Annotated in this window: 11 protein-coding genes and 1 pseudogene; 9 read left to right on the top strand and 3 right to left on the bottom strand. The window is 55.1% G+C overall.

The window, feature by feature from the left end; genetic code table 11:
• Positions 1 to 48 precede the first annotated feature (48 nt).
• Complete coding sequence (locus H8K03_02040; protein ID UVT20725.1) at positions 49 to 1,323, bottom strand: transglycosylase SLT domain-containing protein; 1,275 nt, start codon at positions 1,321 to 1,323, stop codon at positions 49 to 51.
• Between the two features lie 269 nt (positions 1,324 to 1,592).
• Here H8K03_02040 and H8K03_02035 point away from each other — a divergent pair, with 269 nt between their 5' ends.
• The 9 genes and pseudogenes from H8K03_02035 to H8K03_01995 all read left to right on the top strand — a co-directional run bounded on the left by H8K03_02035 (position 1,593) and on the right by H8K03_01995 (position 12,757).
• Positions 1,593 to 2,735: an alanine--glyoxylate aminotransferase family protein gene (locus tag H8K03_02035; protein UVT20724.1), complete on the top strand. Its 1,143-nt coding sequence runs from the start codon at positions 1,593 to 1,595 to the stop codon at positions 2,733 to 2,735.
• 32 nt (positions 2,736 to 2,767) lie between these two features.
• Positions 2,768 to 4,351, top strand: a complete 1,584-nt coding sequence (locus H8K03_02030; protein UVT22348.1) for a phosphoglycerate dehydrogenase — start codon at positions 2,768 to 2,770, stop codon at positions 4,349 to 4,351.
• Positions 4,352 to 4,373: 22 nt separating this feature from the next.
• Positions 4,374 to 5,762, top strand: a complete 1,389-nt coding sequence (hisZ, locus tag H8K03_02025; GenBank protein ID UVT20723.1) for an ATP phosphoribosyltransferase regulatory subunit — start codon at positions 4,374 to 4,376, stop codon at positions 5,760 to 5,762.
• Complete coding sequence (gene dnaB, locus H8K03_02020; protein UVT20722.1) at positions 5,759 to 7,111, top strand: replicative DNA helicase; 1,353 nt, start codon at positions 5,759 to 5,761, stop codon at positions 7,109 to 7,111. Before hisZ ends, dnaB begins: the two co-directional genes overlap by 4 nt.
• Before the next feature lie 213 nt (positions 7,112 to 7,324).
• Positions 7,325 to 9,034: a tetratricopeptide repeat protein gene (locus H8K03_02015; protein UVT20721.1), complete on the top strand. Its 1,710-nt coding sequence runs from the start codon at positions 7,325 to 7,327 to the stop codon at positions 9,032 to 9,034.
• A 337-nt stretch (positions 9,035 to 9,371) separates the two neighbouring features.
• Positions 9,372 to 9,530 (top strand): annotated as a pseudogene (locus H8K03_02010) (prepilin-type N-terminal cleavage/methylation domain-containing protein).
• 552 nt (positions 9,531 to 10,082) lie between these two features.
• On the top strand, positions 10,083 to 11,018 hold the full coding sequence (locus tag H8K03_02005) for a hypothetical protein (protein ID UVT20720.1): 936 nt from the start codon (positions 10,083 to 10,085) through the stop codon (positions 11,016 to 11,018).
• 12 nt (positions 11,019 to 11,030) lie between these two features.
• A complete protein-coding gene (locus tag H8K03_02000; protein ID UVT20719.1) occupies positions 11,031 to 11,996 on the top strand; it encodes an ABC transporter ATP-binding protein in 966 nt (321 codons plus the stop codon).
• A complete protein-coding gene (locus H8K03_01995; GenBank protein UVT20718.1) occupies positions 11,996 to 12,757 on the top strand; it encodes an ABC transporter permease in 762 nt (253 codons plus the stop codon). Before H8K03_02000 ends, H8K03_01995 begins: the two co-directional genes overlap by 1 nt.
• Positions 12,758 to 12,969: 212 nt before the next feature.
• Here the strand turns inward: H8K03_01995 and ilvD are convergent, their stop codons facing one another.
• Both ilvD and H8K03_01985 read right to left on the bottom strand, forming a co-directional pair.
• Positions 12,970 to 14,643, bottom strand: a complete 1,674-nt coding sequence (gene ilvD / locus H8K03_01990; GenBank protein UVT20717.1) for a dihydroxy-acid dehydratase — start codon at positions 14,641 to 14,643, stop codon at positions 12,970 to 12,972.
• Positions 14,644 to 14,660: 17 nt separating this feature from the next.
• The gene (locus H8K03_01985; protein ID UVT20716.1) at positions 14,661 to 15,275 is read right to left on the bottom strand and encodes a periplasmic heavy metal sensor; all 615 of its coding nucleotides are present in this window, start codon (positions 15,273 to 15,275) and stop codon (positions 14,661 to 14,663) included.
• Positions 15,276 to 15,355 lie beyond the last annotated feature (80 nt).

The raw sequence follows: 15,355 nt of genomic DNA, 5'->3' as shown, positions 1-15,355 counted from the left end.
CCGTTGCCGACGGAGTGGCGGAACGCTTACGCTACGTACAGGCGTTTGCTACCGGGCAATAATCAGAAGTTCGCCGGCCTTGATAGTGGGAGTGGAAAGATTGTTGAGTGTTTTGAGGGTCTTGAGGGGCACACGAAACCGTCGAGAGACTTTTTCCAGCGTATCACCCATGCGAACCCGGTACTTACGCGCCGCATCCGTTTTGACATGCTGAGGTTGGGCTCGCAGGGGAGGAAACTTGTACGTGGGGACTCTGTCGATGAGTTCTACGACTTTGGCGCTCGTGCCTATGGGAACCTTCAGATGATACGCCAAGTCGTCCGGAGGTGTGGCATCCCGCCGCAATTCCGGATTCAATAGCCGCAGCTCGCTGTACGGAATACCCGTCACGTTGGCGATAGCCCGGAAATGCAACGGGCGGGTCACGACGACTTCCTCAAACTGGTGGAGTGGGACAGGATCCTGATTAAACCCATATTGATCCGGGTTTCGCACGATGATCGTGGCGGCCATGATCCGGGGAACGTATTGTTTCGTCTCCCGCCGTATCAGTTTTGTTCTTGAGATCTCTGAAAAGGATTCCGCTTGGGCCTTATGCAGGGCCCGTAACACTTTCCCTTCCCCGGCATTGTAGGCGGCCATTGCCAAGGGCCATGCCCCGAATAAGTCGTATAAGTCCCGCAGATAGCGAGCCGCCGCGACCGTAGATTTAATGGGATCACGTCGTTCATCAACATAGTGGTCGATACGTAACCCATACAACTTCCCGGTCCCTTTCATAAACTGCCATGGCCCGGTGGCTTTGGCCCGCGAATATGCGTAGGGGTTGAAGCCGCTTTCAACGAGAGAAAGGTTCACGAGATCACTGGGAAGGTCGAATTCGGCAAAGATGTGTTCGACCAGCGGACGATAGCGGTTGAGACGCAGGAGCCACTGTTCAAACCGGCTTCGAATTGACGTATTAAAGAAATGGATATGGCTTTCTACTGTCGGATCAATGACGATAGGAATATTGTACGTGGTGCTCTGAGGATCGGTGCTCGCCGTGTTCGGAGGCGCTTGAACGACTGCATCTTCAGGCTGCTCAATCTTGCCTTCGGCTGATGGGAGGTCCGGAGGAGAGACCGTCAACTCGGGCTCCAGCGGGACCAGATTGGGGTCCACATCATCTTCTTCCTGGAGGGATTCTGATTCAGCAGGAAGAACATCTTGTGCCCAGCTCACTCGCGGGAGCATGAGCGCGCCGGCGCTGATCACCAACACCGCGACAATCGTCGCCTCAACACTCCATGGTTTGGCCAGTTTCAGCATCGTCGGTAGCATTCGTGAAGCCAGCCTATCGATCCATCGCATACTTGTCAAGAAATTGAGTAGGTAAGGCGCTGATACGCTCATGCAAAGAGGGCACGAAATGAAGACAATTGCTGCATCGGATTATGCCGCGGTGTCGAGCGCTTCATGGATGAGAAAATCCTGATGACGTCTTCAGTTGCGTCGTTCAATTCCTTGACAGCCTCCTGACACAGATGGTAGCGTACCACCTCTTCGAGCGCCCATCCCACAATATTGGCATCGTGAAGGAGGATCGATCAATGTTGAAGCGGTATCTCTTGGCACCTGGCCCGACGCCCGTACCCCCGGAGGTGTTACTGGCGATGGCTCGCCCGATGATCCATCATCGCGCACCTGAGTTCGATCCGATATTCGCGGAGGTGCGCGAAGGACTGAAATGGTTGTATCAAACACGAAATGACGTGCTGATGTTGGCGGCGTCTGGCACCGGCGGCATGGAAGGCTCGGTCTCGAACTTTTTGTCTCCAGGCGATAAGGCCCTCTATGTCAACGGGGGTAAATTTGGAGAGCGCTGGGGCAAACTCTGCAAGACCTTCGGAGTACAAGCAACCGAGATCAAGGTTGAATGGGGACATGCGGTCAATCCTCAGCAAGTTGCCGATGCTCTCAAAAAAGATCCTTCGATCAAAGCGGTGTATGTGCAAGCCAGCGAAACCTCGACGGCTGTTGCTCATGATGTCAAGGCGCTGGGTGAGATCATTAAGAGCTACGACAATACAATTTTGGTGGTCGATGCCATTACAGCCTTGGGTGTATTTGACATCAAGACTGATGCATGGGGGCTCGATGTCGTGATCACCGGTTCCCAGAAGGCCCTGATGCTGCCCCCTGGTATGGCATTTGTGAGTGTCAGCGACAAGGCATGGGCATTGGCCGACAAAGCCAAAAATGCTGCCTTTTATTTCAACTTCAAAAAGGAACGCGAAAATCAGGTCAAGAATCAGACTGCCTTCACACCCGCCGTTTCGCTTGTGATCGGCCTTCAAGAGGCGTTCAGAATGATGAGGGCAGAGGGACTGGAGAAGATGTTTGCACGGCAGGGACGGTTGGCCCATGCCATGCGCGAAGGGGTGAAGGCTGCCGGGCTGGCGTTATTTCCAAAGGAATCGCCCAGCGATGCCTTGACGGCGGTCTGTGCGCCGGATGGAATTGACGGGCAGGCGATTTATAAGAATCTTCGTGTGCAATACGGTATGACAGCTGCCGGTGGACAGGATCACCTCAAGGGGAAAGTATTCCGATTGTCTCATATGGGGTATGCGGATACGTTTGATGTGATCGCCGCGTTGGCCGCGACCGAGATGGTTCTGAAAGGACTCGGTCATCCCATAAAACTAGGAACGGGTGTCGGAAAAGCGCAAGAAATCTTATTGGCGAAGTAACCATCGCGAGGATGCACATGGCAGCAGCGGGAATGAAAATCTTGATCAGCGACAGCTTATCGAAACAGGGCGTCGAGGCGCTCGAGAAAGCCGGATTTACCGTCGTGGTGAAATCCAAGATGCCGAAAGATGAGCTGTTCAGGGAGATCAAGGATGCCGATGGACTGATCGTGCGATCCGGCACCAAGGTGACGGCGGAGCTCATTGCTGCAGCCGAGAAACTCAAAGTGGTGGGAAGAGCCGGATCCGGCCTGGATAACGTCGATACCCCCGCTGCGACCCGTCGAGGCATCGTCGTCATGAATACGCCTGGCGGCAATACGGTCACCACCGCCGAACATACGATGTCGATGATCTGCGCGATGAGCCGTCGCATTCCGCAAGCCACCGCCTCGGTGAAAGCAGGCAAATGGGAGAAAGACAAGTTCATGGGCGTCGAGCTCTACAACAAGGTGCTCGGCATCATCGGCGCCGGACAGATCGGCAGTCATCTGACAAAGATGGCGCAGGGGATTGGAATGAGCGTCGTCGCGTTCGATCCCTACTTGACGCCTGAGCGGGCCGAACGCATGGGCGTGACGATGCTGGATCTCGATGAACTGTTCCGAAGAGCAGATATCATTTCCGTCCATACGCCGCTTACACCGGAAACACGAGGGATCATCAATGCGCAGGCAATCGCCACGATGAAGCCCGGCGTGTTGATCGTCAACTGCGCCCGCGGCGGCATCATCAACGAGAGCGATTTGTGCGAGGCCTTGAAAACAAGACGGGTCGCCGCCGCCGCTTTCGATGTGTTTGAGGAAGAACCGGTCAAACAAGACAATCCCTTACTGGCATTGGACAATTTCATCTGCACCCCGCATATCGGAGCCCAGACGACAGAGGCACAGGAAAACGTCGCGATTGGGATTGCGGAGCAGATTGTCGACTACTTCACCAAGGGCGTGGCGAAAGGCGCCGTCAATATCCCTTCAGTCGCTCCGGAATTATTGCCTCGTCTACAACCTTTTCTCACACTGGCTGAAAAGCTCGGCTCGCTCCAGACGCAACTCGTTCAAGGGGGAATCGAACGAGTCACGGTGGAGTACAGCGGAGAAGTCACCACACTGTCGATTGCGCCGTTGACGATTGCCGTGTTGAAAGGCCTGCTCGCTCCGATCATGGAGCATCCGGTGAACTACGTGAACGCGCCGATCGTGGCGAAGGAGCGGGGCATCGAAGTCAAAGAAGTGAAGAGTACGGATGCCGGAGACTTCACGAGTTTGATCCGGGTACGGGTCGAGGCAGGGAAAATCTCACACCAAGTCGCAGGAACGCTGTATCACAAGAAAGAAGCCCGGATCACGGAGATCGCCCAATTCAAGGTCGAAGTCGTGCCCGAAGGGCATATGCTGTTTATCCACAATGTCGATCGCCCCGGAGTCATCGGCATGGTGGGCAACGTCTTGGGAGATCACGGGATCAACATTGTGCGAATGCAGTGCGCGCTGGAGAAGCGGGGAGGGGATGCACTGTTGATCATCGGCTCCGATACCGAATTCCCAACTGCGGTATTGGACCAAATTAAGTCCAGCTCGAACATTCTCTCGGTGAAGGTCGCAAACCTTTCGTAATCAATCTCGCCACCAGGTTGCTATGTCCTCTGCTCCTCCGATGTTCAACCCTACTTCGGGGCAGTTTCCTTCTTTGCGCGAGCATTCTCTGGTTCCGGTCGGGATGGCCACGATCCTTCCGGAAGCTGCACGCCACGTCAGACATTTGGAATCCGAGTTGCTCACGTACTTCAATCGTTATGGGTATGATGAGATTATTCTGCCGACGTTCGAATATCTTGACGTACTTGCCCCGGGTCTTGAGCCCACCCTGTTGGAGAACTGCTATAAGATCGTTGACCGAACAACCGGCCGTATTCTGCTGTTGCGGCCCGACGTGACCGCGCAGATCGCCCGCACTGTAGCCATGGGCATGGTGGGCGCTCACTTGCCGTTGCGCTTGTCGTATCGCGCGACCGTTTTTCGTTATGAACCTGAGCACGTCGGTCGCGATCGAGAGATCTTTCAGGTGGGTGCCGAACTGATCGGGGCTAATGATCCCTCCGCCGATTGTGAGATCATCATGCTGATGATCGAATCTCTACGAAAGGTTGGATTGCATTCGTTCAAGGTTTCACTGGGGCACGTCGGTTTTTTCAAGGGGCTTCTTGTTCGCGCCGGCCTGTCGCCGGACGGTCAGAAGCGGGCCGAGCAGGCCGCAGCCAGAAAAGATTTGCCCCGGCTTGCAGAGATTCTCTGGCACGAGCGGGTCGGCAAGAATGCAGCTCGCGCCATCCTAGAAACTCCTGAGCTTTGTGGCCAAGCTGAGGTGCTTTCGAAAGGGCGAATATTGGCCAGGGGTGAGAAACCGCTGCTACAAGCTTTGGACCGATTGGAGGCAGTCTATCAGTTGCTCTGCGCGACTGGGTTTCAGGATGTCGTGCTGCTGGACTTAGGAGAGTTTAGAGGATTCGACTATTATGATGGTGTCATCTTCGACGTATTTACTCCCGGCATAGGAGTCGAGCTAGGCGGCGGCGGGCGGTATGACCACTTGATCGGACGGTTCGGTCGGGACATCCCGTCGACCGGATTTGCGCTCAACGTCGACCGACTCTTCCGCGGACTCAATCTTTCCGACACGACAACGCCGGTGCAGTCCGAGGTGCTTGTCGTCGCACCGCTTGGGTTGTCGAAGGAACTCGTTTCTGTGGCGAGACAGTTGCGTGAGGTAGGCGTGCGCGTCGTCCAACGAGCCGTTCCGGCATCGGGACGAGGCGTGATCGGTATTGCAGCCAAAGCCGGCCTTGAAGCAGACATCCATACCACTATTGTGGTCGTCACAGACAGCCCTGGGCGTGTCATTGTGCTGCGACGGAATACCCGACAGCCGACCGGTGGACCGACTGACCCATCCGATCTCGATAAGCAAGCGATGTCTATGGGGGACCTCGTCACAAGCCTACGCGCCAACCACAGGGGTATGTCATGAAATCGGTCGGCGCCGTCGATCTCTCTCAACCCAAGCTTCCTCCGCAGAACCTGGAAGCGGAGCAGTCGGTACTGGGGGCCATCCTCCTGGATAACACCGCCATGCCGAAGGCCATGGAACTGCTGGTGGACGAAGATTTCTATCGAACGGCCCACAAAAAAGTCTATCAAGCCATGCTGGAGTTGTCTGACACGGGCGAAGTGATCGATCAAATCACACTGACCGAACGGCTAAAATCTCGAGGAGAACTTGAAGCAATCGGGGGCGCCGCCTATCTGGCGGAACTTGTCCAGATCGTTCCGAGTTCAGCCAACATTCGATACCACTGCAAGATCGTCCGAGACAAGGCCGTGGCCCGTCTCCTGATCAGCACATCGACGGAGGTGCTGACCAGGGGTTACGAGGGAACATCCGCCATCGACGATCTGCTCGATTTTGCCGAGCGATCGGTGTTCAGCATTGCTCAAGGCAAATTAGAACGGTCGTTCAGTCCGATCAGTCAGGTCATCAAAGAGAGTTTGGATGTCATCGACAAGCTCTCCAAACGAAAAGAACACATCACCGGAGTCCCGACCGGCTACTATGACCTCGACGACATCACGGCCGGGCTTCAAGCCTCGGACCTCGTGGTCGTGGCGGGGCGGCCGAGTATGGGCAAAACGAGCCTGGCACTGGGATTTGCCACTCATGCCGCGATTCACGCCAATGCCGTGGTCGGCATCTTCAGCTTGGAGATGTCCAAACCGCAAATCGTTCTCCGCATGCTGAGTTCTGAAGCGCGGGTCGATTCGCACGCGCTACGAACGGGGAAGCTGCAAAAAGAAGATTGGTGGCGATTGGCGGAGGCGGCCGGCCGCTTGGAACAAGCGCCCATCTACATCGACGACACCGGCGGTATCACGGTCCAGCAGATGCGCGGGAAAGCCCGCCGGCTCAAAGCGGAGAAGGGACTCGACCTTCTCATCGTGGATTATCTCCAGCTCATGCAAGGGCGAAGTGACTCCGAGTCCCGTCAGCAAGAGATCTCCGATATTTCCCGATCATTGAAGGCTCTGGCCAAGGAACTCAATGTGCCCGTGGTGGCACTCTCCCAGTTGAGCCGTGCCGTAGAGGCGCGCAAGCCGCCTATTCCCATGCTGGCCGATCTACGGGAGAGCGGGGCCATCGAACAGGATGCCGATGTGGTCATGTTTATTTACCGAGAGGATGTCTACGATCAGAATTCTGAACGCAAAGGGATTGCCGACATCATCGTCAGTAAGCATCGGAACGGACCCATCGGCAAGAAAGAATTGTTCTTTCAGGACCGATTTGCCAAATTCGAGAGCCTTGACCTCCGCGAAGCATAGCGGTTTGCGCATCGTTCCAGCACTCGGTATAATCTTCCTGCCTCCTGTGTGTTCATTCCGAAGAAGGGCGAGGTGAGAATCCCGATGATGGTAGACACTCGAGTGTCAAGCGAGGGTTGTTTTCCTATGGCGGCAGCGAGGTGGTTCTTCCTGTTCCTGCCCTGTGCTCTCGTGGCTTGCAGCACCACAGCACCTCAACCACACAAAACACCTGTGTCATCCATCGCCACCGTACAACAGCCTCCACCGGCAACCCCCGAGTCTGATGCCACGCTCCATTTCATGATGGGGCATCAAGCCGAACTTGCCCAGGATTTCGAAACTGCATTGAAGGAGTATCAGGCAGCGTTGAAGGCCGATCCCGAGTCACGTGAAGTCAAATCCCGATTGGCAGCGCTGTATTTCGCCCTCGGCGATTTGACTCAGGCGGTGCAATACGCAGAAGAAGTCGGGCAAGGAACCGGACAAGATCCCCAATTGCTGACGCACATGGCCGGGATCCTTGCCAGCGCCGGCAAGCACGAGCGTGCGCTGGCGTTATTGGACAAGGCGATCGAGAGCGCTCCGGAAAGGGGAGAGTCCTACTTTCCTAAAGGGCTCATCTTATTGAACCAAAAACGACTGGCCGAGGCCGAGCAAGTTGTGAAGAAAGGCTTGCACTATACGGCTGATTCGCCGGTCGGGTACTACTATTTGGGCCGCATTTCTGTTGAAGCCGGAAATATCGACCAAGCCTTGGCAAGCTTTGAGCGCGCCATCGCCGTAAACCCGTCTTTCGAGCCGGCGTATTTGGCTCAAGCTTCGGTCTATGAATCACGCCAAGAAAAGGGCAAAGCCGTCGCGGTCCTCAAAAGATATCTTTCTCAAGTGAATCCTCGGAATAGAGATATTCGTCAGCATTTGATCCAGTTGTATATCGCGACGAAAGACTACGACGCAGGTCTCGCGGAATTGGAAAAGATGCTGGAGGACAATCCCGGCGATCTCGACGCACAATTGCGCATGGCGCTCATCTATGGAGAGAAAAAAGAGTTCGCGAAGGCGATCAGCCAATTAACAGACATTTTGAAGGCCAAACCGGCTGAACTTAAAGTGAGAGATTATCTTGGATATTTGTACGAGGAGATGAAGGACTTCCCCAAGGCTATGGAGACCTATCGGTACAATATTCATCTGGACCCGCGATTTGCCGACAGTCATATTCATTTGGGAGTGCTCCTCTACCGGCTCAAGCAGTTTCCGGAAGCCGTCACACATCTCAATGAAGCTGTTCGGCTGATGCCGAAGCAGCCTGAACCGCACATCGTGCTGGGCTTAGCCCATCTCCAGAGCGAGCAGTTTGACAAGGCTTCACAGGCTTTCGAGGAGGGGATTCGGCACAATCCGAAGAACGCGGATCTGCATTTCAACCTTGGAACAGCGTACGACAAACTCAATCGGTTTGATGACGTGGAACGCGCCATGGAAACCGCGCTTTCTCTCGATCCACATCACGCCGATGCCTTGAACTATCTTGGTTACAGTTACGCGGAACGGGGCATCAAGATCGATCAGGCGCTATCCCTCACGAAACGGGCCGTGGCGCTCAAGCCGGAAAACGGGTACTACGTGGACAGTCTTGGATGGGCGTTCTACAAATCGGGCATGCTGGCCGAAGCCCTCACGGAAATCAAGCGGGCTGTGAGTCTTGTCGGTGATGATCCCGTTATCTACGAGCATCTAGGAGAAATCTATATGAAGCAGCAGAAAACTGCTGATGCTCGTGAAGCGTGGCTCCACTCGCTCGAAATCGACCCCTCCAACGAAAAGCTGCTCCAGCGCTTCCGCGAGCAGGGCATGGCCAATCCTGCATATGAAGACAGAATTCAACAGGCCAAACGCCGCGTTTCAGAGAAGACTCAGACTCAGCAAGCCACGCCCTAAACTCTTCCAACGATTATTTCCCCATACCTCCGGCTCTCCTGACGGCCTTCAGGAAGTTCCTGCACCAGGATTGGCGTCGAAACATCCCGTACCGGCCCGAGCCCAATAAAGTGCCAATTCTCGGCACTCCGAAGCAGATTGCGGAAAGATAAGGGGCTTATTACCGACCTGCCGCGCGCTGATTTCTCGTAAGTTGTTGCGTCATCAGGGATCAATGGTACGCTAGGCCTTGTCATTGATCGGCACCAAACCTGCTATAGGCACAGGTAGGCGGCAACATGAGCGCCGCAGGTTACGAACCGGGCCGTCAGTGAACCATCAACAAGGAGGCAGTACGATGTTTAAGTCGCTCCGTAAACAAGAGGGTTTCACCCTCATTGAGTTGATGATCGTCGTGGCGATCATCGGGATCCTGGCGGCCATCGCCATCCCCAACTTCCTGCAGTATCAGATGAAGTCTCGGCAGTCGGAGGCGAAGACGAACCTTGGTGCGATTAAGACGTCCGAAGTGTCATGGCAAGGTGAACGTGGGTGCTTCTTGACGGTTGCTCTGGCGCCGGCAGTGGCGCCCGCAGCCGGTACCAAGATGCAGCCGCAGAATTGGAACGCGGCCGGCTCGGCATGGCTCACTCCCACTCCCGCAGCCGCTACTGGATGGTGTGTCGGTGGTGGCGGCGCCGGTGTGTCTTTAGGCACATTTGCTAATCTTGGATTTCAGGCTACCGGTAACGTCCTTTATCAGTACGCGACGGGGACCTACGCAGTTTCGCACACCTCTTGTCTAGGACCGACTGCGGCCCCAGCGGCCTTGATTACTGCGGAAACTGGTGCTACGGATGTCGGCCCGACTGCCGCTGGATTCAGGGCGACAGCAGCGAGCAACCTGGATGGTGACCCTGTCCTTTCCGTCTGGGCCTCTGCTGATAGCACCGGTGCAGGTGACTGCGTACCCGGTGTGTTCTAAGAGGTTAGTAGGTTCTGTGTAGAATGAGCGTCCCGCCGACTGGAAACAGTCGGCGGGACTTCTCACGTCTAGGCGAGATCATCCATGCCAGGATACTCCTCTCTCGAGATACCGATTCATAGTGTCACCCAGCATTCCAGTCATATCCTGCGGATTGCTGTTACTTTGGTGACAGCCGGTCTCTTGGCTTCCATTGTCCTTCTACAACAGATCTTGGATCGTCGCATTGACCGAACGACAGTCAGAATAGAAGAGTTGGCGCAGTTGCCACGGGGAGAACATCTCAAACCTGCTCTATTGGGCTATCATCACCTCGGCGCTGATCTTCTGTGGCTGCGGCTACTGCAAGTCTGGGGCAAGAAAAAGAATACCGACAACGAATACGAATGGATTTATCACGCTCTCGACGTAATCACGACGCTGGACCCGCGATATGCGTATGCCTACTACGTCGGCGGTGTTGCGCTCACAAACTATGCGAACCGACCCGATTTAAGCAATCGTCTTCTTGAAAAAGGGCATCGCGAAAATCCCGGTGAATGGAATCTTCCATTTTTACTTGGCTACAATCATTACTTCGCTCTTGGGGACGCGACAACGGGAGCGGAGTATATCGGGCGCGCCGCACGCACTCCAGGAGCTCCTGACTTTCTTCCTGGGTTGGCAACACGCATGCATGCAGAATCGGGGAACCCTGAGGTCGCCCTTCAATTTCTTGAAGCGTTGTGGAAAGAAAACCCGGATCTCGTCGTACGAGAGAAGTTAGAGACTCGAGCTAAAGAAGTGATGATCGAGCGTGACCTGAGGATACTCGAGCGGGCCATCGAACAATATCGCATCAAGCATCAGGTTTTTCCAAGAGTACTCGTGGATCTCGTTTCCGAAGGGTATCTCGATCGAGTTCCTCATGAACCGTTTGGCGGGTCTTACCTATTCGATGCTCAGACGGGAGAGGTCAGAAGCAGCACCCATCCTACTCGATTAAAGGTATTTCGTTTGGATCTAAAGGGGGGCGTCTAGCCTGAGGATTCTATGGATGCGGGGAGCGAAAAGGTCGTTCAAATTGATCGTCTTTATAAGATTTTCAAAGTCGGCTTCTGGGGGCGACGAGTGACGGCTGTTGATGGATTGTCGTTTGAGGTCCAGCGAGGAGAAGTCTTTGGCTTTCTCGGACCAAACGGTGCTGGGAAGACGACGACGATTAAGATGCTTATGGGGCTCATCTATCCGAGTGGGGGAACTGCAACACTGTTTGGACGGTCGGTTGGCGATCCAGTTGCCAAGGCCAAAGTCGGGTTCCTTCCTGAATCGCCGTATTTTTATGATTATCTGACGGGTCGAGAATTCCTGCGATTCTACGGTCATCTGTTTGGGCTGTTGGGATCTGCGCTCGAAAAACGTATTGACGAGTTATTGGAGCTCGTCGGTATGACACATGCCCGCGATCTGCAATTACGAAAGTTTTCGAAGGGCATGCTCCAGCGGGTGGGGATCGCGCAAGCCTTGATCAATGATCCAGAGCTGGTCGTCTTGGATGAGCCCATGTCGGGCCTGGATCCGATCGGGCGTAAGGAAGTGCGCGATCTCATTCTGCGGCTCAAGGAGTCCGGCAAGACCGTGATGTTCAGTTCGCACATCCTCCATGATGCTGAGTTACTTTGTGATCGGGTCGCCATGATTATGAAGGGACGGCTCGTCGCCTGCGGGCATGTGTCGGAATTGGTCGCGGGAAACACGACTCATGAAGTAGAAGCGGTGATCGATCGTCTGCTTCCGGAAGCGCTTGAACGGATCAGACCCCTGACCGCTAAAATTGTCCTGCAAGGAGAGCGAGTCATGATCGTATTGACCAGTCAGCAAGATGTCGATCAGGCGCTCGATGTCATTCGGTCAGCCAAGGCCAAATTGGTTTCGCTCACCCCGCATAAGGCGTCGCTCGAAGATCTTTTTATACGTGAAGCCAAAGGGACACAGCCAGCAGTGGAGGCGCGAGTCTGATGAAGGTGCTCTCGATTGCACTGAATACGTTTCGTGAGAACCTTCGTGACAAACTGCTCTACAACCTATTGATCTTCGCGCTTCTCATGATCGGCAGTTCGCTGATATTGATGCGGTTGACGCTTGGGGAGTTTCATCGTCTCATTTTGGATATCGGCCTCGGCAGCATCAATTTCTTCGGAGTGCTGATCGCCATTTTCGTCGGTATCGGCCTGGTCAGCAAGGAAATCGAGAAGAAAACCATCTACACCATCGTTTCCAAACCGGTGGCCCGGTTTCAGTTCCTGTTGGGAAAATATTTGGGACTCAGTCTCACGCTGGTCATCAATACGGCCGTCATGGCAGCCGGGTTACTGGCGGTGCTTTCCCTTCAAGACGTTCCTGTTCATGCCGTGCTGTTTAAGGCGCTTGGGATGATTGTCTTGGAATTCATGGTGATCACGGCAGTCGCGCTGCTTTTCTCGACCTTTTCGAGCGCGACACTCAGCGCGATCTTTACCCTGGCGATTTATGTGATCGGCCACCTGACGCCTGATCTAAAGGCGTTCGGCCAAAAGATGGAAGGGGCAGGCCGTACCGTACTGGAGGGGATGTACTATATCCTGCCGAACCTGGATCGATTCAATCTGAAAGGACACGTGACTCATCAACTTGATGTACCGACCGGTGATTTGCTGTTGATCGCGGCCTATGGACTGGCCTATACCACCCTTCTTCTGATGCTCGCGTCCCTCATTTTCCAACGGCGAGATTTCCGCTAGCACGCTGTTGAAAAACGCCTCCAGCTTCGTTCTCACATCGCTCAGAGATTCACCATACGGGAAGAGTACGCTTCACCTCTTCGCTCGTTGCGGCCTTGCTCGTGGAACAGCGCGTCTTGGCGCGCTGGGGCTGGGTGGGTAAAGACGGCGGCCTTTTTGAACAGCCTGTGGGGCTCCTGTGAGTGTAAGCAAGCACAATAGAGTCGGGATGATCAGCTCGTAATGGCGCCCTCTGAGGCGGATGAGACATGTCTGGCATATTTCCCCATCACACCCGAGGTATAGCGTGGTACGGGTAGTTTGACCTTTTTCAGCCGAGACACTATTTCTTTCTGAGATAACGCGACGTCCAGACGGCGTTTGGGAATATCGAAGGTGATCATATCGCCGTTTTTAACGGACGCGATGGGCCCGCCTTTGGCGGCTTCAGGGGCGACATGGCCCGCCATCAATCCGTGTGTCGCACCGGAGAAACGCCCGTCGGTCAGCAGGGCGACAGAGTCGCCAAGTCCGGCCCCCACGATTGCGGCCGTCACGCCCAACATTTCACGCATCCCTGGTCCACCGGCCGGACCCTCATACCGAATGACGACGACATCGCCCGGCTTGATCTGGCCTGCATTGACCGCCACGAATGCATCTTCTTCCCGGTCATAGACCTTCGCCGGCCCCTGGAATTTCATCATGGAATGTCCAGCCACCTTGACCACACAGCCTTCCGGTGCCAGATTGCCCTTGAGAATCACAAGACCGCCTGTCGGTTTAATAGGATCGGAGAGGGGACGCAGGACTTGTTGGCCAGGAGTCTCACGGGCGTTCGATGCCTCTTCGCCGATGGTTCGCCCTGTGACCGTGGGCTGACTCTTATGGAGGAGTCCGGCATCGAGTAATCGTTTGGCAACCAGGATCGTTCCACCAGCGGCGTAGAGGTCCGCCGCGGCAAAGCGTCCCCCTGGTTTGAGATCGGCAAGTAGGGGAACCTTGCGGTTGATCTTGTCAAAATCGTCGATGCTCAACTTGATCCCGGATTCACGGGCAATGGCGAGCAGATGCAGAACGGCATTGGTCGATCCACCCGTCGTGGCGACTGCGGCGATGGCATTCTCCAACGACTTTCGGGTAATGATCTGACGAGGGCGCAGATCCTGCTTGATGAGATCCATCACCATCTTGCCGCATTCAAACGCTACATCATCCTTTCGGTCGTCCATGGCCGGAACGCCATTGCGGCCCATCGGTGAAATACCGAGAAACTCGAACGCAATGGCCATGGTGTTTGCGGTGAACTGACCTCCACAGGCACCCGGTCCCGGGCAGGCATGATCTTCCAAGTCTTTCAGCTCGGCGTCGCTCATCTTACCCGACGCATGTTTACCGACTGCTTCAAACACGTCCTGGATAGTCACGTCATGGCCCTGGAAACGGCCAGGCATGATCGATCCCCCATAGAGCATTATCGATGGGAGATTCAGACGGGCGAGCGCCATGACGGTGCCAGGGATTGTCTTGTCACAACCCGACAGAGCCACCACCGCATCAAACAAATGTCCGCGGGCCACCAACTCGATTGAATCTGCGATCACCTCGCGGCTGATCAGCGACGCTTTCATTCCTTCCGTTCCCATCGAGATCCCGTCGGACACTGCGATGGTGTTGTATTCGATTGGAGTTCCACCGGCCGCTCGAATCCCGGCCTTCACTCGCTCTGAAAGCCGCCGCAAATGGAAATTGCAGGGCATGACCTCGATCCATGTGTTGGCAACGCCGACGAGAGGTTTCGACAGGTCATCGTCGGTAAACCCAACGGCTTTTAACATGGCTCGAGCCGGGGCCCGGCCGGCGCCGACGAGAAGATCATGACTCTGTAACTTCAGTTCCTTGTGCATAGGCCTTCCTGACCGCATTACTGTACGGACATGTTGCTCGGTGGTGTAGGGGGTACGGCTTCATGAGGGTTCTTGCCGTGCGGATTGGCGCCATGAGGATTCCCGCCATACGGCATTGCGCCTCCATGCGGCGATCCAGAGCCTTTGTGCTGATCCATCACTTTGTCGTGCTCAGACGTTTCCTTTGCACGCTGTTCCGGAGTCAGCAAGCCCATCACATCACGGCGGGTCTTGATGGAAGTCATGCGCAGCCCGACCTGCAGGTCTTCGCTTTGCTTGAGCTTTGCTTCGATCGCGGTGAGATCAGACTTCTCACTCTCCGTCAGCGCTCTCAGTTCACGTTCAGCGATTTGAATATCGGCTTCCGCCTTAATCCGTGCTTTGTCAAGATTCAGCTGAATGTCTTTCAGTTTGGTGACCTGGTCGGCGGTGAGTCCGATATCCTTTTCGTGTTTGAGCAAATGCCGGATCAGATGCCCGGTGCCGCTGTGCATCATCCCTTTTCCATAGCCATGTCCTCCTCCGGCATGGCCATAGCTCGGATCATTCGCCCAGAGGCTGGGTACGCCCAACACCAACAGACAGATCGAAGCGACCGCAGAGGCAGTGGTGGCCCTCATTACAGACTTCATGAATTCCTCCTTGGTTGAGACATCTGGGTTCAAAGCTTGCCATAGCAGTCATCGCAACGCAAGCAAGCACGTCGACTCAA

This window comes from Nitrospira sp. (assembly GCA_024760545.1).
Taxonomy (GTDB): domain Bacteria; phylum Nitrospirota; class Nitrospiria; order Nitrospirales; family Nitrospiraceae; genus Nitrospira_D.
Note: the sequence above shows the minus strand (reverse complement) of the source record. Positions and strands in the feature narration are given on the sequence as shown.